Raw genomic sequence first — 24,912 nt, 5'->3', positions numbered from 1 at the left:
TACATCCCACTACAAGGAGAGATCTGACTTATGCACTTCAGTGATAAGGACCATCTGGAGGCAGAGCGCACTGAGCGCGTTGGCCGTGTCGAGCGCGCCACCCGCGAATCGAGCATCGTCTGCTCGGTGAATCTCGATGGCACCGGCAAGACCGATATTTCGACCGGTCTGCCGTTCTTCGACCACATGTTGACCGCTTTCGGCTCCCACGGCAGCTTCGACCTGACTGTGCACGCCAACGGCGACACCGAGGTCGATGCGCACCACACGGTGGAGGATACCGGCATTGTGATGGGGCAGGCCTTCGCCCAGGCGTTGGGGGACAAGTCTGGTATTCGTCGCTTTGGTGACTGCTATATCCCGATGGATGAAACGCTGGCACACGCAGTGGTTGATGTGTCTGGTCGCCCGTACTTCGTTGGCACTGGCGAACCAGAGCAGATGTTGACTGCCGTCATTGGTGGTCACTACGCAACGGTTATCAACGAGCATTTCTTTGAGTCCTTCGCCCTAAATGCCCGTATTGCGCTGCATGTTCGCTGTCTCTACGGGCGCGATCCGCACCACATCACCGAGGCTGAGTACAAGGCTGTGGCCCGTGCCCTGCGTGCTGCCGTCGAGGACGACCCGCGCGTCCACGGTGTGCCGTCGACCAAGGGCACTCTGTAGGTCGCAGCTGAAGTAGACGGCCACTGTAGGAAACCGGAAAATCTGCCTTAGCTGGCATTTTAGGGGAATCGATGGTAACAACGTCTGTAGACGTGCTTTTAGCGCAGGTGTCTACCGCATCGACGCTGAGCACTTATTTTTTGTTCATTGTCGCTGGTCTGCTGGTGGGCGGAACATGGTCACTCTATAAATCCGGATCGAGGGTCGGAACAATTGTCCTTGGTCTCTTATCTGTGATCGCGCTCGCCGGCGCAATTTTGTGGTTGATAGGAGTGATGGAGTAAATGGCGTCCCGGGTGATGGACCGCAGGCAGTTGGACGAACTGGACAGCATGTGGAAAGCGCCCGGACTAGTACCTACGCTAGTCGCCGTGATGGCCGCCTTCGGTGGCTGGTCACTCCTCATGCCTGTCATTCCGCAGGCAATTCTTGACGATGGCGGTGGAACCTCGCTCGCCGGTGCCTACACCGGTGTTTTTATGGCCGCTACCGTTCTCACACAGACGCAGACTCCACGTATGTGTCGCCGTCTTGGCTACGGCATGACCATGCTGATTTCAGGTCTGTTTCTGGGCTTGCCGACGATTCTGCACATCTTTGGCACCGATGCTGCTTTGGTGCTCATCATTGCGGTTCTCCGCGGTATGGGCTTCGGTGCGTTGACTGTCGCCGAGTCCGCATTGATTGCCGAGCTAGTGCCAATGAAATTTCTGGGTAAGGCCTCTGGCGTTCTCGGTGTGGCAGTTGGTTTATCTGAGCTCATTTTCTTGCCACTAGGACTAATCATTGCGGACAAGACGGGTTCTTACACCCCTGTTTATGTCTTGGGCGCCGTCATCTCGCTTGTCGGTTCGTTGATGGCACTCTTTATCCCGAAGATTAAGCCAGCGCCGAAGGAAGGCAAGGGCGGCAAGGAAGACGTCGGCGATCCTGTGCCCGGATCTGCAGCAACGCAGCCGAGCCCAGTTGAGCATGTTGCTACCTGGAAGCTGGTGGCCATTCCTGCCCTTGCAATCAGCACAATCGCCATGGGGTTCGGTGGCATTTCCTCGTTCCTCGCTCCGGCGGCTCGTGAGGTTGATGCGGTCTCCGGTGCGGTTGTGGCCGGCCTGTCGCTGTCGGTTCTCGGTGGCGCGCAGATGGTGTTCCGTTACTTCGCAGGAATCTACGCCGACCGTAAGTCTGAGGCTGGAATTCTGCTGATTCCGGCGTTGGTCAGTGGTTTTATTGGCCTGCTGATGATGTCCGGTGTGGTTCTCTTTGATTTGTCGGCCTGGCTGCTGCTGGTTGCGGCCATTTTCTACGGCGCGGGCTTCGGCATTGTGCAAAATGAGGCTCTACTGTTGATGTTTGCCCGCCTGCCGCGTGACCGTACTGCTGAGGCCAGTGCCTTCTGGAACATGTCCTTTGACTCGGGCACAGGTATTGGCTCGTTCGTTCTGGGAGCCGTAGCTGCGGCCGCACTCCGTCCGTACCCGGCTGTCTTTGCCTTTGCGGCAGCTCTGCTGGCAGTTGGCCTCATTGGTGCGGTGCTCGACCGAATCATCGGGAAGCACCGCGTTGCCGAGTACCAGAACACCCGCGCAACGCTGCGTCGTCTGGGTGACGCGGTCAAGCGCCATACGCCGGAGGCGGCCGTGCGTGTAGCCCGTCCGGCTAAGAATGCGGTGACGCGATTGACGGTTCGGGACCGCAAGAAGAAGTAGGTTTACGCGACGGCGACGTCCATCTCGGTGAAGAGAGCCCGCAGGCGGGTTTCGATATCGTCGATAAGCGACTGGAGCTCGTCGTCTGCGAGATTGTCCGGATCCGCGACATTCCATTCCACGTAGCGGTCGCCGGGGACTGATGGTGTCTCGTCGATGCCCATGAGTACGACAACGTCGGCGCGGTGGGAAACGCGGGGAGTAATCGCCTTTTGGGTGAGGCGTGAGGTGTCCACGCCACGGTCGTGAAGAGCCGCGACGATGCGCGGATTCAGGCCATCCTCTGGGTTGAGGCCGATAGTGCGGATAAAGACTTCGTCACCAACCAGGTGGTAGGCCAGGGCAGTGGCAATCTGGCTACGGCCGGAACCGCGGCTATCGGCAAAGAGAATCTCTTGGCGCGGGGCGCAGTCCTTGCATCCGCTCGCGGCCTTGATACGCTCGGTGGCCTCGCGTTCGGCGAGGACGGGGAGGAAGTTAGTCACCTTCGCAGAGCTGGACAGCTCTGCAATGACATCGTCGAGGATGGAATCGATAGTCGCAGCATCGCAGGCTGCACCGTAGAGCCGGTGAAGGTCCTCGCGGACAATGGCAAATGATTTACTAAGAACGGATGCGGTAGTCATAGCGTCGGAGCCTCTCTGTGAAAAGTAATCAGGGGTATTAGGGATAAATCAATAACTTAGTTAACCTGTTGTTAACCTTGAGTTTACCAAAGTGGCCGGTAGTTGTATACCAGCGTTTTTGCCTGTCCAGGCAGTTTTCTTGGGGTAAGTGGCAAACATCGATTCCCAGCGCCTTAAAATGTCCAACTATGGAACAAGTCTCACCTTCGACGAAGACCTCAACCGTTGCCATCCTTGATTACGGCTCCGGTAATTTGCGCTCAGCTGAGCGCGCTGTGGCCACCACGGGCGCCGAGGTTATTGTGACCGCCGATCCGAAGACCGTGATGGAGGCCGATGGTCTGCTCGTTCCCGGCGTCGGTGCCTATGCCGCATGCATGGAGGGTTTGCATCGAGTGCAAGGACCGCGCCTGATTGGCTCTCGACTCGCAGGTGGTCGACCCGTGATGGGAATTTGCGTTGGTATGCAGGTGCTCTTTGACCGCGGCGTCGAGTACGCCGACGGCATCCATGCAGCGGAGACCGACGCATCTGCAGCTGTCACCGGCACCCCGGGTTGTGGGGAATGGCCCGGTACTGTCGAGCGTCTCGAGGCGTCGATTCTGCCGCACATGGGCTGGAACACGGTTGAAGTTCCGGAAGGCTCAAAGATGTTTAAGGGGCTGGAAGATCAGCGTTTTTACTTCGTCCACTCCTACGGTGTGCGCAAGTGGGACCTTGACGCTGATTCTCGCATCGCTCCGCCGCTGGTGACGTGGTCTGCCCACGAATCCGATCGGTTTATCGCCGCCGTGGAAAACGGTCCGTTGTGGGCCACACAGTTCCACCCTGAGAAGTCTGGCGAAGCAGGGTTGAAGCTGCTGCAGAACTGGGTGGACACGCTGTAGTTGCCCAATCGGTAGTATCTGCCCTAACTGCACTACCTGGTAGGTGACGGAATTCCGCCACCTAGACCACCTATACTGAGATAACTAGCAACAAGCGTCGTGGCGACAACCGCCACCACGCCCAAAAGTCGAAGAGAGTAGAGCCCCCATGAGTTTGACCCTGCTGCCCGCTGTAGACGTAGCCGATGGCCAGGCTGTGCGCCTTGTTCAGGGTGCTGCTGGAACCGAGACTTCCTACGGTGCACCGCTGGAAGCTGCCATGAATTGGCAGAACGCAGGCGCTGAGTGGATCCACCTGGTCGACCTCGACGCCGCGTTCGGTCGCGGTTCGAACTACGACCTGCTTGCCGACGTTGTGGGCAAGCTCGACGTGAAGGTAGAGCTCTCCGGCGGTATCCGTGACAACGCTTCGCTCGAAGCTGCGCTGGCCACCGGTTGTGCCCGCGTCAATATTGGCACCGCCGCACTGGAGAACCCGGAGTGGTGTCGCGAGGTTATCGCCAACTACGGCGATCGTGTGGCCATTGGACTGGACGTTCTTAACGACGAGGGGCAGTGGCGCCTGCGCGGCCGTGGCTGGGTCTCCGACGGTGGCGACCTCTGGGAGGTGCTGGAGCGCCTGGATGCTCAGGGTGCATCCCGTTTCGTGGTGACTGACGTCTCCAAGGACGGCACCCTGCAGGGGCCGAATGTGGAACTGCTGCGCGAGGTCGCTGCTGCTACCGATGCTCCGATCGTCGCATCCGGCGGTGTCAGCAGTCTGGACGACATTGCAGCTATTGCCACACTGGTCGATGAGGGCGTTGACTCCGCAATTGTGGGTAAGGCGCTCTACGCAGGGCGTTTCACTTTGGAAGAGGCCCTGGCAATAGCTCGCGGCTAAAGAGAACACTTTCGTGGCCGGGCCGGGGAGACGTCGTCAAGCGAAAGCGTTAACGAGCGAACGGCACCCCGGCTGAGACGGCGGATGAAGGACTTAGAAAGTATGGATGCCCTGGAACCGCGGGCGATGCTCGCTATCGCTGAGGCGGCGCTCGATGAGGTTGAAGGCCTGTTCACACAGCAGGTGGGCGCGGACCCGGTTGTCATGAAGCCGCGCGGAGATTTCGCGACGGAGACCGACCTGGAAATTGAGCGTCGTCTGCGCCAGCTCCTCACGCAGTATTCTGGCCTGCCCGTCTACGGCGAGGAATTCGGTGGCAAAGTCCCTGAGGAACATACCGCCTGGGTCATCGATCCGATTGACGGCACCACGAACTATTCCAACGGCTTTCCACTGTGTGCCATGCTGCTCACGCTCATGCATGAGGGGGAGCCGGTGGTTGGCATTACCTCCATGCCTCTGCTGCGCCGTCGTATTACCGCAGCTAAAGGTGGCGGCACATTTGTCAACGGCCGTCGCGTCAACATCGACGCCGAGGCCGGCCGCCCGGTTTCGATTGCCTTCGGGTCCGTCATCGCGAGTACCGACGGCACACTCCCACGAAAGTGGCGCCAACTGCTGCTGTCAAAGGTGGGCGAACGCTATCCGACGATTCGAATTACTGGCTCTGTCGGCGTGGACTTGGGCTCCACCGCTATGGGGGCATTCGGTGGCACCGTGACTTTCTCACCGCATGTGTGGGATAACGCAGCCGGTGTACTGCAGATTTCCGAAGCTGGTGGCGTGGTCACAGACTTGGCGGGCAATCCCTGGCGGCATGATTCCGTAGGCGTGCTGGCGGGAACTCGAGATGTTCATGCCACGCTGCGGTCGATTATTGACCAATTGGGTCGTCCGGAGACTTTCCGGAGCTAAAACGTGGGCGACGCCCCGAGCTGGGTGGTTGCGCAAATCGTCGAGCCACAACTTTGAGCTAACACGAGGAGAACTTAAAAACTATGTCTCTGGCAGTACGCGTGATTCCCTGCCTGGATGTCAACAATGGGCGGGTCGTCAAGGGGGTTAACTTTGAGAATCTCCGCGATGCCGGCGATCCGGTGGAGCTGGCTCGCCGCTATGGCGAGGAGGGCGCTGATGAGCTGACCTTCTTGGATGTCACCGCTTCCAAGGATGGCCGTGGCACCATGCTCGACGTGGTGCGCCGCACCGCAAGTGAGGTCTTCATTCCGCTGACGGTCGGCGGTGGCGTGCGCAGCGTCGAGGATGTCGATCAGCTGCTCCGTGCCGGAGCCGACAAGGTCAGTGTCAATACCGCTGCGATCGCACGCCCGGAACTGCTCAGCGAGCTGTCGCGTCGTTTCGGCGCGCAGTGTGTCGTCCTGTCGGTGGATGCGCGTCGCGTTCCCGAGGGGGGCACGCCGCAGCCATCGGGCTTTGAGGTGACGACGCACGGTGGTTCACGCTCGGCTGGGATCGATGCCGTCGAGTGGGCACGCCGCGGCGAAGAGCTCGGGGTCGGCGAGATCCTGCTGAACTCCATGGACGGCGACGGCACCAAGGACGGATTCGACCTGGAGCTGCTGGAGAAAGTCCGCGCTGCCGTCGACGTCCCGGTGATCGCCTCTGGCGGTGCGGGTAAAGCGGAGCACTTCCCGCCGGCAGTGCGCGCCGGTGCCAACGCGGTGTTGGCCGCATCCATTTTCCACTTTGGCGAGGTCAGCATTGCTGAGGTTAAGGAAGAGATGGCTCGCGAGGGAATTGAGGTGCGCCAGTGACTGGTCTAGCCCCGGGCGCTGCAGCTCACGGCGCCGGAGACGATCCGCGTGAGTACACGCTCCCAGCAGATATCGCGAACATCGCCAAGTTCAACGCTGACGGCTTGATTCCGGCCATTGTGCAGGAGGAATCCACTGGCCGCGTGCTCATGATGGCGTGGATGGATTCCCACGCACTGGCATACACCATCGCTACCAAGCGCGGCACCTACTGGTCACGGTCCCGGTCGGAGTACTGGATTAAGGGGCTGACCAGTGGCCATTTCCAGACCGTGACATCGCTGGCGTTGGACTGTGATGGCGATACCGTGCTGATGCAGGTAGTGCAGGACGGCGCGGCATGCCACACTGGCTCGCACAGCTGCTTTGACGTGCATCCCGTGTTCGAGGACTAGGCAGTCAACCCCGGCTGCCGAGGTGGGGATTTCGTCGTCAAGCGCGCCCACCTACGGTGAAGCCCGGGGTTAAGTGATGTGCAATCCGGGGTGCGTGGCACAATAGCGGCTATGACTCGTATCACCATGACCACGCGCGAGCGCTTTCGTGAACTGGCTGCACACCATCGGGTAGTGCCCGTCGTTCGTAAGGTGTTGGCGGACGGCGAGACGGCGCTGTCGGCATACCGCAAGCTCGCGGCTGATCGTCCCGGCACTTTTTTGCTGGAGTCCTCCGATGTGGGGCAGTCGTGGTCGCGCTGGTCGTTTATCGGTTGTGGTAGTCGCGCTGCGCTGACGGTGGATGATGCAGGGGAAGCGACCTGGATTGGCAATGCGCCGTCGGGTGCGCCAGAGGGCGGAAATCCCTTAGACGCTCTGCGACGCACGCTGGAGCTGCTGCACACGGAACTCCCGCTTGCCGACGATGCCTCGGTGCCCAAGCTCACCTCTGGTCTCGTCGGCTACTTCGGGCATGACATTGTCCGCTACATCGAGCCACACCTGCCGGATACCACTGACAATGATTTGCAGATTCCTGAGCTCATGCAGCTGCTGGTGGAGGATCTGGCTGCTTTTGACCATCACGAGGGTGTGCTGTGGCTGATTTCCAATGCTGTCAACTGGGACGGCTCGGATGAGCGGATTGACCAGGCGTATGACACCGCCTGTGACCGTGTCAATGCGATGGTGGAGCGGTTGTCGGAGCCCTCTGATTTGCGTCCGGCGGAAGTTAGCTTCCCAGAGCCGGTGATTCGGCGCCAGCGCGCCGCCGAGGACCACATGGATCGTATTGAGCGTTGCAAGGATCACATCCGCGCTGGCGATGCGTTCCAGATTGTGCTCTCGCAGCGGTTCGAGATGGACACGCAGGCCTCCGCTTTTGATATCTACCGCATCCTGCGGGTTTCCAATCCATCGCCATACATGTTCCTGGTCAACGTGCCAACCAAGGACTTCTCCGATACCGCTTTCCAAATTGTCGGTTCCTCCCCGGAATCACTCGTGGCAGTTCAGGGCAGTGAGGTCATCACCAACCCCATCGCGGGCACACGTCCGCGCGGTGCCACGGTGGAGCAGGACAATGCGCTGGAAGCTGATTTGCTGGCAGACGAGAAGGAAAATAGTGAGCATCTGATGCTCGTCGACCTTGGCCGCAATGATCTCGGACGTGTCTGCCGCCCAGGCAGTGTTGTTGTGCACGACTTCCGTCATATTGAGCGCTACAGTCACGTAATGCATCTGGTCTCTACGGTCACTGGCGAGCTTTCCAGCGATGCCACGGCCGTCGACGCTTTCGCGGCAACCTTCCCAGCGGGAACGCTGTCGGGTGCGCCGAAGCCATCTGCGCTGAGCATTATCGACAAGTTCGAAGACACGCGTCGAGGTGTTTATGGCGGCACTGTTGGATACTTTGACTTCCGGGGCAATACAGATCAGGCAATTGCCATCCGCACGGGCGTGAAGAAGGGCGATACGGTCTATGTTCAGGCCGGCGGCGGAATTGTCAGTGATTCTGACCCAGTTGCCGAGGATGAAGAGACCCGCAACAAGGCCGCGGCTGTGCTGCGAGCTGTCGCGGCAGCTGAGACACTAGTCCCAGCGGAAAGGAGCTAGGTTTTCGATGAAGTCGACAACGATGCTCTCCGGTGGCCTCATTGGTGTGGCCGCAGCGGGAATGTGGTTGTGCAGCCGAAGTGCGTGGCTGACGGTCGATACTGTTGATGACAAGTCCGGTCCGGCGACCACAGATCTGGTGGGCGCAGTCTGGGCTCCAGAGTTGACGTCGATTGCGCTGGCAATGGTGGCTGCACTGTTTGCCACCACCATTTTGGGGTCAATGGGGCGCCGGATTGTCGGTGGTCTCGCGGCGCTGCTCGCAATTGCGGCGTCGTGGACTCCGATGACTCTGCTTGCCAGGGGAGAAGAGGGCGTGGATTCCCAGCGGGCACTGGATTTGTTGACGTCGGGAAGCGCCACACAGCGCGCCAGTGATGCGGTGACTGTGGCAGACTGGGCGCAGATCTCAGCGATTGAAGTGCACGCGATGGGGCCAGCCCTGGCCTTGCTGTGCTGCGCATTGGCGCTGGTCGGGGCGGTATTGTTGGTGCGTCGACCGGGTACTGTGAAGAAGCAGAAGTCCAGCGCGTATGAGACCCCGGAGGTACGCCGTCAGCGTATCGCTGAGGATCTGGAGGAAGACCCGCAGTCGGGTCGAGTTCTGTGGGATGCTTTGGATGCGGGTGTAGATCCTACGGATCTGGATAAGGAGTAAGGCTGTGGCCAACGTTCTGGACAAGATTATTGAGGGCGTGCGGGAAGATCTCGCTGTTCGGGAAGCCAAGATTTCCTACGGTGAGATTAAGGAACTCTCGCTGAAGGCGCCTTCGCCAATTGATGCCGTGGCGGCACTGGCTAAGCCCGGGGTGCAGGTGATTGCAGAGGTCAAGCGTGCCTCTCCGTCGAAGGGAGAGCTGGCTGACATCCCTTCACCGGACGTTTTGGCGGCAGAGTACGAGCAGGGTGGCGCGGCTGTCATTTCCTGTCTGACTGAGGAGCGCCGCTTCCGCGGTTCGCTCGCCGACCTCGATGCCGTGCGCCGCGCGGTGAACATTCCGGTGCTGCGCAAGGACTTCATCGTCACTCCGTACCAGGTCCATGAGGCCCGCGCACACGGTGCCGACCTGGTGCTGCTGATGTGCTCCGCTTTGGATCAGCCGACGCTGGAATCCCTGCTGGATCGCACCGAGTCGCTCGGCATGAACGCTCTGGTTGAGGCGCACACCGCAGAAGAGGTTGAGCGTGCTGAGGCCGCTGGTGCCAAGATCCTCGGCATCAACGCCCGCAATCTAAAGACGCTCGACGTGGACCTCTCCGTGTACGAACGCCTTGCGCCGATGTTGCCGGATCATGTTGTGAAGGTGGCAGAGTCCGGTGTCAAGGGGCCGGAGGAACTGCGCTACTACGCCTCCCACGGCGCCGACGCGGTGCTGGTGGGCGAGGGCCTGGTTACCGCGGGCAAGCCGGGTGAGGCTTGCCGACGTCTCGTTGCCGCCGGTGTCCACCCGACACTCCGCAGCGAGTAGTGATAGCCCGCGGTTGCGATGTAGCAGCTTTCTCGCACCGTGAATTTCGCCTCTTTTGGTTTCCAGCCACATCTGTTGTGCTGGCACGCCACAGTTTCTTAGGCCTTATGTCCCCGCAACGCGTGGGGATAGTCCACAATAGATAACTGTGAGTGACCAAGATTTCAAGAATCATGATGCCCGCGGTGACCGCCTGCCCACGATGGGTGAGGTTATCGCGGAGACAACGAACCACGAGTCAGATGCCATTGGGCACTGGGGTAAGTGGGGCGGCCAGTTTGTGCCGGAGGCGCTGATGGCCGTTATCGGTGAGGTCACCGATGGCTACGCGAAGGCTCGCGTTGATCAGGATTTTCTCGATGAGCTCGACCGGCTTCAGCGTACTTATGTCGGACGTCCCTCCCCGCTGTACTACGCGGAGAAGTTCTCTGCTGATATCGGCGCTGACGTCTGGCTCAAGCGCGAGGATTTGAACCACACCGGTAGCCACAAGATTAATAACGTCTTGGGTCAGGTTCTGCTTGCTAAGCGCATGGGCAAAAAGAACATCATTGCCGAGACCGGGGCCGGCCAGCACGGTGTCGCAACCGCGACTGCCTGTGCGCTGCTCGGCCTTAACTGCCGTATTTACATGGGCAAGGTCGACGCAATCCGCCAGCGCCTCAATATCGCCCGCATGCGACTGCTTGGTGCCGAGGTTATTGAGGTCGAGATTGGCTCGAAGACTCTCAAGGACGCGATCAATGAGGCCATGCGTTTTTGGGTTTCACACGCCGATGACACCTACTACTGCTTCGGCACTGCAGCCGGCCCGCACCCGTTCCCAACAATGGTGCGCGACTTCCAGCGCATCATCAGCGCCGAGGCACGCCAGCAGATTCTCGCGGAGACCGGCTCGCTTCCCGACGCTGTCGTGGCCTGTGTTGGCGGCGGTTCTAATGCAATCGGCGCGTTCCACCACTTCATCGATGATGAATCGGTTCGCCTGATTGGCGCTGAAGCTGGCGGTGATGGTGTTGAGACCGGTCGCCATGCAGCACCGATTTCGGCCGCCGGTAATCCGGGTGTGTTCCAGGGCTCCTTCGCCGCCCTGATGCAGAACGAGGATGGCCAGATTACGGAGTCCCACTCGATTTCCGCCGGTCTGGATTACCCGGGCGTGGGTCCGGAGCACTCTTACCTGGCTGATATTGATCGCGCGTCCTACCTGCCGGTGACCGATACCCAGGCGATGCAGGCATTCCAGGATCTGACTCGGATGGAGGGCATCTTGCCCGCTATCGAGTCCGCACACGCGGTGGCTGCCGCCCGACTCATCAGCGGTGATCTGAATGAAGAGCTGGGCCGTAAGCCGCTGATTATTGTCAATGTTTCCGGTCGCGGTGACAAGGATGTCGACACCGCTGCTAAGTGGTTTGATCTGATGGAGGAGTCCTAAATGAGTCTGAGTGACGTCTTTGACAAGGTCCGTGAGGACAACCGCGCAGCATTTATCGGCTATTACCCAGCGGGTTTCCCGACCACCGATAAGTCGATTGAGAACATCAAGGCGATTGTCGACGCTGGCGCCGACATCATCGAGGTTGGCCTGCCTTTCTCCGACCCGATGATGGATGGCCCAACCATTCAGGATGCCGCCAACGTGGCTCTGGATGCGGGCTTCCGCACCCGTGAGATTATGCGTGTGGTCCGCGAAGTCACCGAGCACGGCGGTACCTGTGTGGTCATGAGCTACTGGAATCCGATTCTCCAGTATGGACCGGAGCGTTTCGCCGAGGACTTGGCCGCCGCTGGTGGTCGTGGCACCATTATCCCGGATCTCATCCCGGAGGAGGCCGGCCAATGGCAGCGTGCAGCTGAGGCCAATGGTCTGTCCAACATCATGCTGGTGGCCCCGTCATCGACCAACGAGCGTCTGCAGCTAACTGCCACTGCGTCGACCGGCTTCGTCTACGCCACCAGCCACATGGGTGTCACAGGTGCCCAGGCCAGCGTCGACTCGGCCGCAGGCAAGTTGGTTGCCCGCACGCGCGAGGTCACCGATACACCGGTGTGCGTCGGTTTGGGTGTCTCCAATGGAGAACAGGCCGCGGAGATTGCCGAGTTTGCAGATGGCGTAATCGTTGGCTCGGCACTGATCAAGGCCGCGATGAAGAGCACCGATGACCTGGTAACGCTCGCCCGTGAACTCGCCGCGGGCGTACGAGGAGAGAGCTAGCGCATTTATGAGTTCCACCCTTGTTCTCGCTGAGACTGCAACCACGTATCTGGCCAACATTCCCTCTCCGCCGCAGGGGGTGTGGCAGTTAGGGCCGCTACCACTGCGCGGTTACGCGATTTCCATCTTGGTTGGCGTACTCGTCGGCATTTACTGGATGCAGCGCCGCTACGCGGCCAGGGGTGGAGACCCGGAGCTGGTCCTCGACATTGCTATTGCGGTTATTCCTGCGGGCATTATCGGCGGCCGTCTCTACCACGTCGCCACCGACTGGGAAAAGTACTTCGGCCCCGGCGCCAATCCCGTCGATGCACTGAAAATCACCAATGGTGGCCTCGGCATCTGGGGAGCGGTGGCGCTGGGGGTGCTGGCCGCGTGGGCGGTCGCTAAGTGGCGGAAGGTGCCGTTTGCGCCAGTTCTTGACGCGGCTGCACCCGCAATCATCCTTGGACAGGCCATTGGGCGTCTGGGCAATTGGTTCAACCAGGAACTCTACGGTGGCCCAACGTCACTTCCGTGGGGCCTGGAAATTTACCAACGAGTTGATGAGTTTGGCCGGGTTGCCCCTGTTACCGGAACGTCGACAGGCGAAGTGCTGGCCGTGGTGCATCCAACGTTTCTCTACGAGATGGTGTGGAACGTCCTCGCCTGTTTGGTCATTGTCTGGGCGGACCGAAAGTTCAAGATGGGCGGCGGACGCGTCTTTGCGCTCTATGTCGCGGCCTACACTTTGGGGCGTTTCTTCATTGAACTCATGCGCGTCGATGACGCAACGCTGATATTCGGTGTGCGTATTAATAACATCACGTCGCTCGTGGTCTTTTCCTGCGCTGTAATTGCTTTGTGGATTCTACGGGCTAAGAGCCGTGAAACCGCAGCTGAAGTCAGGGGAGAGCGCGAGGCGGCTGAAGCGCACAGTGTTTCCAACTGACGCACAGCCCGTTAAGGGACTAGGCTGGAGGCCGTGCTTAGACGAACGAAGATTGTATGTACCCTCGGTCCAGCAGTTGCTTCGCTGGAGGGGATTACCGGGTTGGTCAACGCCGGCATGGATGTTGCCCGTCTGAATTTCTCTCACGGTGAGCATGAGGACCACGCTCAGAACTACCGCTGGGTGCGTGAAGCATCCGACGCTACGGGACATGCCGTCGGTATTCTCGCCGATTTGCAGGGACCAAAGATTCGCCTCGGTCGTTTTAAGGAAGGCTCGACGTATTGGGCTGACGGCGAGATTGTGCGCATCACCGTCGACGATGTCGAAGGCACGCACGACCGAGTCTCCACCACATACAAGAATCTCGCTGACGATGCCCGTCCGGGAGATCGCCTGCTTGTCGACGATGGCAAGGTGGGCCTGGAGTGCATCGAGGTAGATGGCAATGATGTGGTGTGCCGCGTCATCGAGGGCGGTCCGGTCTCGAACAACAAGGGTGTTTCCCTGCCGGGGATGAACATCTCGGTACCGGCTCTGTCGGAGAAGGATATCGCCGACCTGCGCTTCGCTCTGAAGCTGGGAGTCGACTTCATTGCGCTGTCCTTCGTCCGTTCGCCTTCCGACGTCGAACTGGTCCATGCGGTCATGGATGAGGTTGGCCGTCGTGTCCCGATTATCGCCAAGCTGGAGAAGCCAGAGGCAGTCGAGTCTCTCGAGGCCATCATCCTGGCCTTCGATGCCGTGATGGTTGCCCGTGGTGATCTCGGTGTTGAGGTGCCGCTGGAAGATGTTCCGCTGGTTCAGAAGCGCGCTATTCAGATTGCCCGAGAGAACGCCAAGCCGGTCATCGTGGCCACCCAGATGCTCGACTCCATGATTTCGAACTCGCGCCCGACTCGTGCGGAGGCCTCCGACGTGGCCAACGCTGTGCTCGATGGCGCAGATGCCGTGATGCTCTCGGGTGAGACCTCGATTGGTAAGTACCCGCAGGCCACGGTTAAGACCATGGCTCGCATCGTCACCGCCGCTGAGCGCGAGGGCGAAGTTCCTGCGCTGACCCACATGCCTCGCACGAAGCGTGGTGTGATTTCCTACGCAGCTCGCGATATCGGTGAGCGCTTGAATGCCCGCGCTATGGTTGCTTTCACCACCTCGGGTGATACCGCTCGCCGTGTGGCACGTTTGCACTCTCGCCTGCCGCTGCTGGTATTCACTCCGAATCAGCAGGTTCGTTCGCAGCTTGCGCTGACCTGGGGTGCGGAGACCTTCTTGGTGCGCGAAGTTAACAGCACCGATGAGATCATGCAGGTCATCGATGAGCAGCTCTTAACCATGGAAAACTACAACGCTGGTGACACCCTGGTCGTTGTCGCTGGTACCCCTCCAGGAAATGAGGGCAATACCAACATGATTCACGTCCACGTCATTGGCGAGGACGCTCGCTAGCTCTCTGGCACGTTTGAAAAAGCCGGTAAACCCTTTTAGGGCTTACCGGCTTTTTGCTTGGGGTTTCCAGCCTGGGCTTTTTGGTGGGGCTTGGAGAGGGGCAATGCCGGCAAGCGGCCGGCAAACAATCCTTACTTTGCCAAGTAGGACAGCACGGCGGCAGCGGCGGCGGACGTAGCGGACTTCGCCGTCGGCTCGAAGTCCGGCAGGAATGTCGGCATGTGGTTCGACGGCACGTCTTCGACCACGCGGTCGGCAGCAACGGCGTCTGCCCACGTATCCCGAGGTGTGGCGCCAACTGTCCAGTAGACATATGGGCAGTTCAGGCCACGCGGCAGGTCTGAGAAGTCCTCCGATGCGGTCCACAGCACAGCGTCGGTGGAATCGTCGCCGAGCACAGCGTCCATGACCGGGCGAATCGTGGCAAACGCCTCCGGATCATTGTCAGTGACTTCGCCGTGATCGGAGTACTCAATCACGGGCTCAACCTCAGTGCCGGAAGCAAGGCACTCGCCACGAACAACGCGCTCAATGCCTGCAATGAGCTTTGCGCGCACATCGTTGGAGTAGTAGCGAATGTTCAGCACAATCTTGGCCTGGCCGGGGATTGTGTTATTCGAATTGCCGGACTGCAGCGTGCCGACGGACAAAACACCAAACTCGTGGGGAGGAATCTCGCGCCCCACAATTCCTTGCAAGCGCAGAACGATTGCGGCAGCCAAGTACGTCGGGTCAATGGCGTTGTGAGGCATAGATCCATGTGCGGAGCGACCTGTCAGCGTGATGCTGATGGTGTCACAGCCAGCAAGTGCCGGGCCGGGCATGGTCATTACCTGACCTGCGGGGCCGGGAACAATGTGCTGGCCGAAGCACACGTCGGGGGTGGGGATGAGGTCTGCCAGGCCGTCGTCAATCATGGCCTGTGCACCACAGGCCAGTTCCTCGGCGGGCTGAAACAGGGCAATGAAAGTACCCGACCATTCAGACTTAGTTGCTGCCATCAGGCTAGCCAGACCAAGACCGGCCGTCATGTGCATGTCATGGCCGCAGGCGTGCATGACGGCGGTGGCAGAACCATCGCGGGCGGTACCGGTGGCAGAGGAAGCGAAGTCCACACCTGTTTCCTCGAAAACCGGAAGCGCATCGATATCAGCGCGGAATAGCACGGTAGGGCCGGGGCCGTTTTCCATGACACCAACGAGGCCGTGACCACCGATTCCCTCATGCACTGTGTAAGTGCCCATGTCGCGAAGAGCACCGGCCAGATACGCGGCAGTTTTCTCCTCCGCCTGAGATAGCTCCGGATGCTGGTGCAGGTAGCGGTAGATTTCCCACTGCCTGTCCAATGGCACTCGATGGGTGGCGATGAGGTCGCGAATGCGGCTCAGTCGTGCTTCATTGTTGCTCACCTGGATTAAGACTCCTAACTTCTATCTCTACTCTGTGCCAGAGAACTACAGCCGCGACCTGTCTTCGACGAGCGGGTTGTACTTCAGCGAGTTTGGCTGGCACTGGCACTCGGTCGCAATGTGAATGCTGTCCGAGATTTTTCCAGTCTCCCGTAAACGGTACATCTCCGGGACAACGCGGTCGCGCAGATCCCATGGGGAGATGGTGTTCAGGTAAATCTTGGTGCCACCTTCAAAGCCGGCCAAGTTTGAGGTGCGCCACTTAATCATTACGCGCCACGGCATGCGGGCATCCAAGTCGACAGGGCGGTGGTGCCATTCCTCGTTACACGGAATGGTGGGGCCGGCAGCGGCATGACAGGCGTGAATCAGGTCCGACATTGCGTCGATCTCAGCCCGGGTTTGCAGCCACGGTTCACAGACATCCGACTTCGAGAAGATCTCCAGCGTCGGGTAGCGGTGTCCGAATCCTGCGAAAGCCACCGCGTGCTCGTTTTCCGCGATAACCAGGTTGTGGCGGGCCGCATAGTCCACTGCATATTCGTTGTAGATATTCGGGTTCTTGCGCACCGCCTGTACTTCGCGCTTGAGCTGCTCGCCGTGCTCATCTATGGCCACAAGCTGCTTGTGCAAGTGATCGAAGCTTGCGCCTGCGGGCTTCAGCCAGTTTTGGAAAGCGGCCACATAGCGCACGTAGCGGTTACGTCGGTACAGGTCAGCAATCGACTCGACGGTAAACGCGATAAGTGCGCGGTGCTCGGCAACGCTCAATGTGCCAGAAGAAGCCAGCTGGTTATCGTGAGTAGCGCCGTCGACAAAGTGGCGACGGGCAACAATCACATCGTGGCCGCCGGCGAAATAGCTTGGGGCGCGGCGCAGCAATTCCTCGTCGGAAAGCGCGCTGATTTCTTCTTCGCTGCGTCCAGCGGCGCGGTAGCGCGTGCGAATGATGTTGAGAACGTGCTCGCGGCCCTTCGGGTCGTCGAGGTAGGCCTCCATGCGTTGCTGGGTTTCGCGGTCGGGCTCGAAGCCGTAGTTTTCCGACCAATAGTCATAGGAGACGATCTCGAACAGGTTGGGCACGCGGCGGAACTCCGCAGTGGTGTCGAAGAGCTGGTCGGGCAGTACTCCGGTCACCGTGCTATATCCGCCGAATACCGATTCGTCGAGGACAACACGGGCCTTCTCCGGTGGGGTTTGCAGCAGGTTGTTCCAGCCGAAGGAGTCGCGGGATCCAAAATCCTCCTCGCTCAGAGGCTGCGGATCCGTGTGCTTAATTCCCAATGGCCGATTGCCACGACCTGGGACTGTCCACACCTGGGTGCCGGAAAAAGGATTGACTTGCTTCACCGTGCCGTCGGCAAGCGTGATGAGAGGATTGCTGAAAGCCTGCATAAGTCCAACACTACGTCTTTGCTGGCGGTCGGCGCGCGGCAGTGCAGGGGACAGGCGCTTGACGACGGGGTGCTATTGTCTGGCCGTCTCGCGTGGCTTAGCCTGTGAAGTTATGTCGAAGATTGTTTTTCACTGCCTGGTGAAGCCGACCGAATCGGAGGCGCTGGCCGAGGCATTTCATACCAAGTTGAGTGAGTTTGACCGCGCCGGGCGAATTAGTGATGTGGATGTTTCGGTGGCGTCGGCGGATACTGACGCGCAGTTGGTGGAGCAGTGGGAGCGTGAGAACCCGAAGGAGCCGTTGGGGGAGAGGAAGGTATTCCGTTATCTCTTGAGCTTCGATCAGCACGGTGGTTCTCTCAATGAACTCGCTATGGACCTCTCTGAGCTACTGACTCCGCGTGCAGAATTGCCCCCGGACCCGGTGCTGCGTGAGTTCGACGAAATGCTCGAATCTGTTGCGACATATCCCTGGAATGTTGCCGTATTTAGGTAATTTCCTACCTAATCGGTGAAAAGTGTAACCGGTCACAGTGGCGGTGCTTGGCTCGGAGAGCGGGTGTAGTGCGAAACACTACGAGTTTTCCCAGCAATATGCCGTTGTATAATTATGTCCGCTTCAATATCAACAGTTGCCCAGTCCTTGTGCACATAACCTGTGCCACCGAGATACGGCAATCGGGAAGTGGTTTACAACCGCGGACTGGTTGTTCTTCGTGGGCGCCATAATGGTTACGCAGAGAGGTTTATTTTGAATATCGAGCAGAAGGTTTCGGGACTCTATGACCAGATTCTTACCCGAAACGCCGGTGAACCGGAGTTCCACCAGGCAGTGGCAGAAGTTCTGGAGTCGCTGAAGGTCGTTCTGGAAAAGGACCCACACTACGGTGACTACGGCTTGGTTCAGCGTCTGTGTGAACCGGAGCGTCAGATTATTTTCCGCGTGCCGTGGGTCGACGACCAGGGGAAGGTCCAGGTCAACCGTGGCTTCCGTGTTCAGTTCAACTCTGTGCTGGGCCCGTACAAGGGCGGTCTGCGCTTCCACCCGAGCGTGAACCTTGGCATCATTAAGTTCCTGGGCTTCGAGCAGATCTTCAAGAACTCCCTGACCGGCCTGCCAATCGGTGGCGGCAAGGGCGGCTCCGACTTTGACCCGAAGGGCAAGTCCGAGCTGGAAATCATGCGCTTCTGCCAGTCGTTCATGACCGAGCTGCACCGCCACATCGGTGAGTACCGTGACGTCCCGGCCGGTGATATCGGCGTCGGTGGCCGAGAGATCGGCTACCTGTTCGGTCAGTACCGCCGTATGGCGAACCAGCACGAGTCCGGCGTTCTCACCGGTAAGGGCCTGACCTGGGGCGGTTCCCTGGTTCGTACCGAGGCCACCGGTTACGGCTGTGTCTACTTCACTGAAGAGATGATGAAGGCCAACGGTGCTGACATCAACGGTGCCAAGGTCATCGTTTCCGGTTCCGGTAACGTCGCCATCTACGCCATTAAGAAGGCTCAGGAGCTCGGCGCTACCGTCGTCGGTTTCTCTGACTCCTCCGGTTACGTCTCCACTCCGAACGGCGTCGACGTCGAGCTGCTGAAGGAAATCAAGGAAGTTCGTCGTGCTCGCGTCTCCGAGTACGTCGCTGAGACTGAGGGCGCTGAGTTCCACGAGGGTGGCAACATCTGGGAGCTCAAGGCCGATGTCGCACTTCCGTGTGCAACTCAGAACGAGCTGAGTGGCGAGTCCGCCAAGCTGCTGGTCGAAAACGGCTGTCGCTTCGTTGCCGAGGGCGCAAACATGCCGTCCACTCCGGAGGCTATCGAGGTCTTCAAGGCCAACGGTGTCCACTTCGCACCGGGCAAGGCTGCCAACGCTGGCGGTGTTGCTACCTCCGCTCTGGAGATGCAGCAGAACGCTACCCGCGATTCCTGGTCCTTCTCCTACACCGATGAGCGCCTGAAGCGCATCATGACCAACATCTTCAAGAACTGCGAGACCACCGCCGCTGAGTACGATCACGAGGGCGACTACGTGCTCGGTGCCAACATCGCAGGCTTCAAGAAGGTCGCTAACGCAATGCTGGCTCAGGGCGTCATCTAGTCTGCTAACGTTTCCGCTTTACGACGGATTCCCCCGGCGACCCCGCCCGTCGAATAGCCCAAAAGCCCACGCTGTAAACTCCCTCCCATGGAGTTATCAGTGTGGGCTTTTGTCTTTATCGTGGCAACGATTTTCATCGGGGCCCTGATGCAGCGAATAGCCGGTATGGGACTCGGACTGCTGGGAGGGCCGGTCCTCTCACTGATTGCAGGCCCCGTAGCAGGAATTTTGATTATCAACGTGCTTGCCACCGTCAATGCGGTCATGCAGACCATTTCGGTGCGAGAAAACGTCGATTGGAAGAAGTTCTGGCTGATTGGTCCGGTGATGGCCTTAGGAGCGCTCCCCGGCGCTTGGGTGGTTCACAACACGCCCAGCGGGCCGCTCCAGGTGTTGGTCGGCGGGCTCGTGCTACTCGCGCTGCTGGTGACATCGTTTATGCCACAGCGCATGCGTGTCGACGGTCCACAGTACGCCGTTGCCTCAGGCGTGGCCGGCGGTTTTATGAATACCCTGGCCGGCATCGCGGGACCTGCCATTACCGTTTACGCACAGGCTTCCCGTTGGCCAGCGCAGACATTTGCGGCCACCCTGCAACCGCTCTTCTTTGTTTCCGGCGCGCTATCTCTACTGTTCAAGGAGCTCAGCGCTGACGTCTCGGTCTTCGCCACCACACCGGTTATCCTCTGGCCGCTGTGCTTGGCCGCCCTGGTTGTAGGTATATTTTTGGGCACTCGCATTTCTCGACGAGTGCCCATTGTGCAAGCCCGAAAGCTCGCGGTCATCCTGGCTACCACCGGTGCGGCAGTAACCCTGATTCGCGGTATCTCCGCAACTTTTAGCGCGTAGGCTTGCTGTTCCGCCTGTCAGCCTCTCCTTGCTGTTACTTCAGTAGCTATTACTTCAACAGCGAAGACAGGAAGTTGCGGGTGCGCTCGTGCTTCGGGTTGCCCAGTACCTCATCTGGGGTGCCCTTTTCCACGACCACGCCGTCGGCCATGAACACAACCTGGTCGGCAACTTCGCGGGCAAAGCCCATCTCGTGCGTCACGACGACCATGGTCATGCCCTTATCGGCCAGACCACGCATGACGTTGAGAACCTCACCGACGAGCTCCGGGTCAAGAGCGGAAGTCGGCTCATCGAAGAGCATTAGCTTCGGCTCCATGGCCAGTGCTCGCGCAATGGCAACACGCTGCTGCTGGCCGCCCGAGAGCTGAACAGGGTAGGCATCGGCCTTGTGCGCCAGACCAACAGTCTCCAGCAGCTCCATGGCACGTTTTTCAGCCTGCTCCTGAGAGACACCCTTTACCAGCACTGGTGCCTCAGTGATATTTCCCAGCACCGTGCGGTGCGGGAACAGGTTGAAGTTCTGGAACACCATGCCGATATCGCGACGCTGACGCGCCGCTTCTGCGGCGGAGATTTCGTAGAGGCTGCCGTTCTTTTCGCGGTAGCCAATCAGGGAACCGTCGACGTAGAGACGGCCTGCATTGACCTTCTCCAGGTGGTTGATGCAGCGCAGCAGCGTGGACTTACCGGAGCCCGAAGGACCAATGAGGCAGGTAACTGTACCGCGTGGAACCTCCATGTCGATGCCCTTGAGGACCTCGAGACGGCCGAAGTTCTTCCGAACCTTTTGCGCCTCAACCATCAAATCTTTGGTAGTCATTTACTGCGGATCCTCTCGGTAGAAGTGCTCTTCGTCCTTATCGACAACACGAGCATTTGCAAGCGGCACACCTTCGGCGTCGGCAAGCGCGGCCAGCTGGCGGGCGGTGAGCTGACGGGTAGCGCCGCGGGCGAAGTAGCGCTCAAGGTAGAACTGTCCGACCATCAGAATCGATGTGATCACCAAGTACCAGGTGGCGGCGACAAGCAGCATCGGCACCGGCAGGAACAGCGCATTGGCGATGTCCGTGGAGCGGCCGTAGAGCTCCAGCGAAAACGGCACTGCGATGACCAGCGAAGTGGTCTTCAGCAGGGAGATGAACTCGTTGCCCGTCGGCGGGATGATGATGCGCATAGCCTGCGGCAAGATGGTGCGGCGGACAGTCTGCCACCAGCTCATACCCAGTGCCTTCGACGCTTCGGTCTGGCCCTCCGGGACAGCCTGGATACCGGCACGGACAATTTCAGCCATGTATGCGGATTCGTTCAGGCCGAGACCGACGAACGCCAACACAAAGGTATTGGACAGGACAGTGCTGAGATCAACCTCGGTCACGCCCAGGTTAATTGTTGAATAAATGGTGCCGAGTAGACCCCAGAAGACCAACTGCACGTAGACCGGGGTTCCTCGGAAGACCCACAGATAGAACCAAGAAACCGTGGACAGCACAGGGTTTTCCGACATGCGGAGCACGGCGACGATGGCACCACCGACGATACCGATGATCATGGCCAAGACCGTCAGTGCAATGGTCCAGCCAGCGGCAGCGGCGATTCGGGTGTCGAACAGGTACTGGAAATAAACATCCCAGTGGTAGGCCTCGTTGCGGGCGGCGCCGATAACGAACCACAGGAAGAGCAGCAGCAGGATGGCTGCGGTAATCCAGCGACCCGGGTGCGGCAGTGGTTTGGCCTTAATTTCTTCGTTGAGTTCCGCCTGTGTGGCCTCGTAGCGGGCGCCAGACGCAGATGAGTCGCTCACTTAAAGTTCCTCTCCGTTAATAGTGGCGCGTTCCAAAGCACCGTCTTCCAAACCCCATGTGGTCAGGATTTGCTTGTACTGGCCGTTGTCGATGAGGTACTGCAGCGCCTGCTGCAGTACTGGGCCGAGTTCTGAATCCTTCGGAATAGCGAAGCCGAACGGGGCACCATCGTAGATATCTCCGGCAAGTTCGAGTTTGCCCTCAGAGCGGTTGACCGCGTAGGCGCTGACTGGTGAGTCAGCTGCCAGCGCGTCAGCACGCCCCAGCACCACGGTGGTAGCTGCGGTACCAGCATCCTGGTAGGCCAACTTGTTAATTGGTGGCAAACCGCGATCCAGACAATCCTGATTCTTTACCGGCAGGTCCTCCATGTCAGCGACGGTATTGCGCTGAACGGCGACTGTTTTGCCACAGTAGTTGTCGGAGCTGGCGTCGCTGCCGGGGCGACGTGCCCACTGCAGACCGGTATCCAGGTAGTCGACGAAGTCGTAGGTTTTGCGGCGCTCCTCGTTTGAGGTGAAGCCGGAGGCGCCAACATCAACTGCGCCGGCCGACAGGGCCGGCAGAATCAGTGCGAAATCCTGTTCTTGGATTTCCAGCCGCAAATCCAAGACGCTGGCCATGGCCCGCATGAGGTCAATGTCGAAACCGATGATGGAACCGGCGGAATCCTTAAACTCTGCCGGGGCGAATGTTGGGTTGGTGCCGATGCGCAATACTTCGCGCTTACGAAGATCTGCTGGGACCTGCTTCGCCAGTTCGGGGACCGCTGCTGGCTTAATCTCCGACCAGCCCTCGGGGTTACCGCTTTCGTCATTGGTGACGCAGCCTGTAAGCCCTAAGAACAAGGTCGCAGTCAGCGTGGCAGCCGCCAATGCGATGGGTCTTTTCATATCTGAATATGTTACCCAGGCACAGGAATACCTTAAATTCGGTACCCCTATTCAGCTGCGTCTTAGGCTGGCGCAGGAAAACCTCACACTTGTCAGGCTTCCCGAGGGATAGTCAGCGCCGGTTATTTAGTTTGCTTCAGCTGCGGCAAAGCCATTGCCAGTGACGTCCTGCGCCCCGACCGCGCCGGAAGCCGGGTCGCTCAACGCAGCATCGCGGACAGCCTTCGCCACGGCCGGCATGACGCGCGGGTCCAGCGCCGACGGAATAATGCGGTCGGCACTCAGGTCTTCTACGCCAACATTTGCAATGGCCTGAGTAGCAGCCAGCTTCATGGCCTCGGTGATGCGCTTGGCGCCCGCCTCAAGCGCGCCACGGAACAGGCCTGGGAAGGCCAGCACATTATTAATCTGGTTCGGGTGATCCGAGCGGCCGGTGGCTACCACTGCGCCGTACTTGCGAGCGATTTCCATGGGGATTTCCGGAATCGGGTTGGCCAGCGAGAACAGAATCGGGTCGGCGGCCATCTGGCTAATCGCATCCTCGCCGATACGGCCGGCAGAGACGCCGATGAACACGTTAGCGTCGACAAGCGCATCGTTGATTGAGCCGGTGATGCCGCGCGGATTAGTCATGCCTGCAACCCACTGCTTGATGTCGCTCAGTGGTTCGCGGTCTGGGTGGATGATGCCGCGCGAATCGACGACGACGATGTCGGACACGCCAGCGGACAGCAGCATCTTCGTCGCAGCGACACCAGCAGCACCAGCGCCGGAGATGACTACGCGGAGATCCTGGAAGCTGCGGCCTGTCAGCTTGCAGGCGTTGATTAGGCCGGCGGCGATGACGATGGCGGTGCCGTGCTGGTCGTCGTGGAAGATGGGGATGTCGAGCTCTTGGTCGAGACGCTGCTCAATCTCGAAGCAGCGAGGCGCGGAGATGTCTTCGAGATTCACGCCGCCAAACGACGGTGCCAGCGCCTTGACCGTCTTGATGATTTCCTCCGTGTCGAGGGTATCCAGGACGATTGGCACAGCGGAGATACCGGCGAACTGCTCGAAGAGCTGGGCCTTTCCTTCCATCACCGGCAGTGCGGCCTTGGGGCCGATGTCGCCAAGGCCAAGCACTGCGGTGCCGTCGGAGATTACTGCGACGTTCTGGCCGGTCCAGGTGTAGGTGCGAGCCAGAGCCGGATCCTCGTGGATTGCCTCACAGACGCGGGCAACACCTGGGGTGTAGCCGATGGAGAGGTCGCGAATCGTCTCGAGCTTCATGGTCGAGTGGGAGCGGAGCTTGCCGCCTCGGTGCGCCTCGAAGATTTCCCCATCGGTGATGGTCGACGGATCTGTGGGGGCGGTGTCCTCCGGTACTGCGTGAAGCGGCGTCTTAGCGGAGTTCGCGTTCGCAGTGTGGTCGGAGGAGCTAGAAGAAGAATTCGCAGCAGGCATGATGACAGTCCAAAACGTGTTGAGTACTGAGTACCGTGTTGAGTACTGAGTACTTTGTACTTTGAGAAAACTCGACCGCGGCGAGAGCTGCTGGTGGGCAGTGCGCAAAGCCGGGAGCAAAGGCTGGCAGATGATACGTAGTGGTGTGCGTAGAAACTAAACCAGTCTTGCTATACGGGATTGGTATCTCATTATATGGACGGTGGGGTGGAAAATAAAATCTTTGTGGGGGTCTGCGGGGATTGAGGCTGGTAATCGAAAATATTTGTGTAGTGCGGACAATCGAATCCGGGGTTGCTGAGATAGTTCCAACTGACGACAGAGAGCTGTTGGTTCATTGCAACTTCTACACAGGA

At 59.4% G+C, this 24,912-nt stretch carries 24 protein-coding genes; 17 read left to right on the top strand and 7 right to left on the bottom strand.

Going from position 1 to position 24,912, the window contains the following annotated elements:
• Nucleotides 1-30: 30 nt before the first annotated feature.
• Together hisB and CORAM0001_RS04175 are read left to right on the top strand one after the other, a co-directional pair.
• Entirely contained in the window at nucleotides 31-669 is a 639-nt protein-coding gene (gene hisB, locus CORAM0001_RS04185; RefSeq protein ID WP_005510321.1) for an imidazoleglycerol-phosphate dehydratase HisB, read from the top strand.
• Nucleotides 670-953: 284 nt separating this feature from the next.
• Nucleotides 954-2,375, top strand: coding sequence for an MFS transporter (locus CORAM0001_RS04175; protein ID WP_005510348.1), 1,422 nt, complete (start codon nucleotides 954-956; stop codon nucleotides 2,373-2,375).
• A 2-nt stretch (nucleotides 2,376-2,377) separates the two neighbouring features.
• Here CORAM0001_RS04175 and CORAM0001_RS04170 read toward each other — a convergent pair whose 3' ends face one another.
• Nucleotides 2,378-3,001, bottom strand: a complete 624-nt coding sequence (locus CORAM0001_RS04170; RefSeq protein WP_005510421.1) for an arsenate-mycothiol transferase ArsC — start codon at nucleotides 2,999-3,001, stop codon at nucleotides 2,378-2,380.
• A gap of 188 nt (nucleotides 3,002-3,189) precedes the next feature.
• Between CORAM0001_RS04170 and hisH the strand changes: the two genes are divergently transcribed.
• The 12 genes from hisH (at nucleotide 3,190) to pyk (ending at nucleotide 14,664) form a co-directional block, all read left to right on the top strand.
• Entirely contained in the window at nucleotides 3,190-3,888 is a 699-nt protein-coding gene (gene hisH, locus CORAM0001_RS04165; RefSeq protein WP_005510338.1) for an imidazole glycerol phosphate synthase subunit HisH, read from the top strand.
• 148 nt (nucleotides 3,889-4,036) lie between these two features.
• Nucleotides 4,037-4,771 carry a bifunctional 1-(5-phosphoribosyl)-5-((5-phosphoribosylamino)methylideneamino)imidazole-4-carboxamide isomerase/phosphoribosylanthranilate isomerase PriA gene (gene priA, locus CORAM0001_RS04160; RefSeq protein ID WP_005510322.1) on the top strand — a complete coding sequence of 245 codons (735 nt, stop codon included), beginning with the start codon at nucleotides 4,037-4,039 and terminating at the stop codon, nucleotides 4,769-4,771.
• 102 nt (nucleotides 4,772-4,873) lie between these two features.
• Nucleotides 4,874-5,686: an inositol monophosphatase family protein gene (locus CORAM0001_RS04155; RefSeq protein ID WP_005510274.1), complete on the top strand. Its 813-nt coding sequence runs from the start codon at nucleotides 4,874-4,876 to the stop codon at nucleotides 5,684-5,686.
• Nucleotides 5,687-5,769: 83 nt separating this feature from the next.
• Complete coding sequence (gene hisF / locus CORAM0001_RS04150; protein ID WP_005510401.1) at nucleotides 5,770-6,546, top strand: imidazole glycerol phosphate synthase subunit HisF; 777 nt, start codon at nucleotides 5,770-5,772, stop codon at nucleotides 6,544-6,546.
• Nucleotides 6,543-6,941: a phosphoribosyl-AMP cyclohydrolase gene (gene hisI / locus CORAM0001_RS04145; protein WP_005510296.1), complete on the top strand. Its 399-nt coding sequence runs from the start codon at nucleotides 6,543-6,545 to the stop codon at nucleotides 6,939-6,941. The genes hisF and hisI overlap by 4 nt, the downstream gene beginning before the upstream one ends.
• A 111-nt stretch (nucleotides 6,942-7,052) precedes the next feature.
• Nucleotides 7,053-8,597 carry an anthranilate synthase component I gene (locus tag CORAM0001_RS04140; protein WP_005510423.1) on the top strand — a complete coding sequence of 515 codons (1,545 nt, stop codon included), beginning with the start codon at nucleotides 7,053-7,055 and terminating at the stop codon, nucleotides 8,595-8,597.
• 7 nt (nucleotides 8,598-8,604) lie between these two features.
• Nucleotides 8,605-9,255, top strand: a complete 651-nt coding sequence (locus tag CORAM0001_RS04135; RefSeq protein ID WP_005510417.1) for a TIGR02234 family membrane protein — start codon at nucleotides 8,605-8,607, stop codon at nucleotides 9,253-9,255.
• Nucleotides 9,256-9,259: 4 nt separating this feature from the next.
• Nucleotides 9,260-10,066: an indole-3-glycerol phosphate synthase TrpC gene (gene trpC, locus CORAM0001_RS04130; protein WP_005510365.1), complete on the top strand. Its 807-nt coding sequence runs from the start codon at nucleotides 9,260-9,262 to the stop codon at nucleotides 10,064-10,066.
• Nucleotides 10,067-10,214: 148 nt separating this feature from the next.
• Nucleotides 10,215-11,504 carry a tryptophan synthase subunit beta gene (gene trpB / locus CORAM0001_RS04125; protein ID WP_005510336.1) on the top strand — a complete coding sequence of 430 codons (1,290 nt, stop codon included), beginning with the start codon at nucleotides 10,215-10,217 and terminating at the stop codon, nucleotides 11,502-11,504.
• Nucleotides 11,505-12,284: a tryptophan synthase subunit alpha gene (trpA, locus tag CORAM0001_RS04120; protein ID WP_005510360.1), complete on the top strand. Its 780-nt coding sequence runs from the start codon at nucleotides 11,505-11,507 to the stop codon at nucleotides 12,282-12,284.
• 7 nt (nucleotides 12,285-12,291) lie between these two features.
• The gene (gene lgt, locus CORAM0001_RS04115; protein ID WP_050773591.1) at nucleotides 12,292-13,215 is read left to right on the top strand and encodes a prolipoprotein diacylglyceryl transferase; all 924 of its coding nucleotides are present in this window, start codon (nucleotides 12,292-12,294) and stop codon (nucleotides 13,213-13,215) included.
• 33 nt (nucleotides 13,216-13,248) lie between these two features.
• A complete protein-coding gene (gene pyk, locus CORAM0001_RS04110; RefSeq protein WP_005510390.1) occupies nucleotides 13,249-14,664 on the top strand; it encodes a pyruvate kinase in 1,416 nt (471 codons plus the stop codon).
• A 131-nt stretch (nucleotides 14,665-14,795) separates the two neighbouring features.
• On the opposite strand, the gene CORAM0001_RS04105 is transcribed toward pyk, so the two are convergent.
• Both CORAM0001_RS04105 and CORAM0001_RS04100 read right to left on the bottom strand, forming a co-directional pair.
• Nucleotides 14,796-16,073 carry an amidohydrolase gene (locus tag CORAM0001_RS04105; protein ID WP_005510422.1) on the bottom strand — a complete coding sequence of 426 codons (1,278 nt, stop codon included), beginning with the start codon at nucleotides 16,071-16,073 and terminating at the stop codon, nucleotides 14,796-14,798.
• Between the two features lie 45 nt (nucleotides 16,074-16,118).
• Nucleotides 16,119-17,468, bottom strand: coding sequence for a DUF4921 family protein (locus CORAM0001_RS04100; protein ID WP_005510376.1), 1,350 nt, complete (start codon nucleotides 17,466-17,468; stop codon nucleotides 16,119-16,121).
• A 112-nt stretch (nucleotides 17,469-17,580) separates the two neighbouring features.
• Between CORAM0001_RS04100 and CORAM0001_RS04095 the strand changes: the two genes are divergently transcribed.
• From CORAM0001_RS04095 to CORAM0001_RS04085, 3 genes are all read left to right on the top strand, one after another.
• On the top strand, nucleotides 17,581-17,964 hold the full coding sequence (locus CORAM0001_RS04095; protein ID WP_005510400.1) for a hypothetical protein: 384 nt from the start codon (nucleotides 17,581-17,583) through the stop codon (nucleotides 17,962-17,964).
• Between the two features lie 255 nt (nucleotides 17,965-18,219).
• A complete protein-coding gene (gdhA, locus tag CORAM0001_RS04090) occupies nucleotides 18,220-19,563 on the top strand; it encodes an NADP-specific glutamate dehydrogenase (protein ID WP_005510409.1) in 1,344 nt (447 codons plus the stop codon).
• An 87-nt stretch (nucleotides 19,564-19,650) separates the two neighbouring features.
• Nucleotides 19,651-20,412, top strand: coding sequence for a sulfite exporter TauE/SafE family protein (locus CORAM0001_RS04085; RefSeq protein ID WP_040361150.1), 762 nt, complete (start codon nucleotides 19,651-19,653; stop codon nucleotides 20,410-20,412).
• Between the two features lie 49 nt (nucleotides 20,413-20,461).
• Here CORAM0001_RS04085 and ehuA read toward each other — a convergent pair whose 3' ends face one another.
• From ehuA to CORAM0001_RS04065, 4 genes are all read right to left on the bottom strand, one after another.
• Nucleotides 20,462-21,235 (bottom strand): ectoine/hydroxyectoine ABC transporter ATP-binding protein EhuA, encoded by a 774-nt coding sequence (gene ehuA, locus CORAM0001_RS04080; RefSeq protein ID WP_005510281.1) that lies wholly within the window; start codon nucleotides 21,233-21,235, stop codon nucleotides 20,462-20,464.
• Nucleotides 21,236-22,153 (bottom strand): amino acid ABC transporter permease, encoded by a 918-nt coding sequence (locus CORAM0001_RS04075; RefSeq protein ID WP_425265858.1) that lies wholly within the window; start codon nucleotides 22,151-22,153, stop codon nucleotides 21,236-21,238. It lies immediately after the preceding gene.
• 63 nt (nucleotides 22,154-22,216) lie between these two features.
• On the bottom strand, nucleotides 22,217-23,110 hold the full coding sequence (locus CORAM0001_RS04070; protein WP_016422930.1) for an ABC transporter substrate-binding protein: 894 nt from the start codon (nucleotides 23,108-23,110) through the stop codon (nucleotides 22,217-22,219).
• Nucleotides 23,111-23,236: 126 nt separating this feature from the next.
• Complete coding sequence (locus tag CORAM0001_RS04065) at nucleotides 23,237-24,556, bottom strand: NAD(P)-dependent malic enzyme (RefSeq protein WP_005510268.1); 1,320 nt, start codon at nucleotides 24,554-24,556, stop codon at nucleotides 23,237-23,239.
• Nucleotides 24,557-24,912: the final 356 nt, after the last annotated feature.

Source organism: Corynebacterium amycolatum SK46, from assembly GCF_000173655.1.
Classification (GTDB): domain Bacteria; phylum Actinomycetota; class Actinomycetes; order Mycobacteriales; family Mycobacteriaceae; genus Corynebacterium; species Corynebacterium amycolatum_A.
The sequence above is the reverse complement of the archived record's forward strand: the minus strand, read 5'-3'. Positions and strand labels throughout refer to the sequence as shown.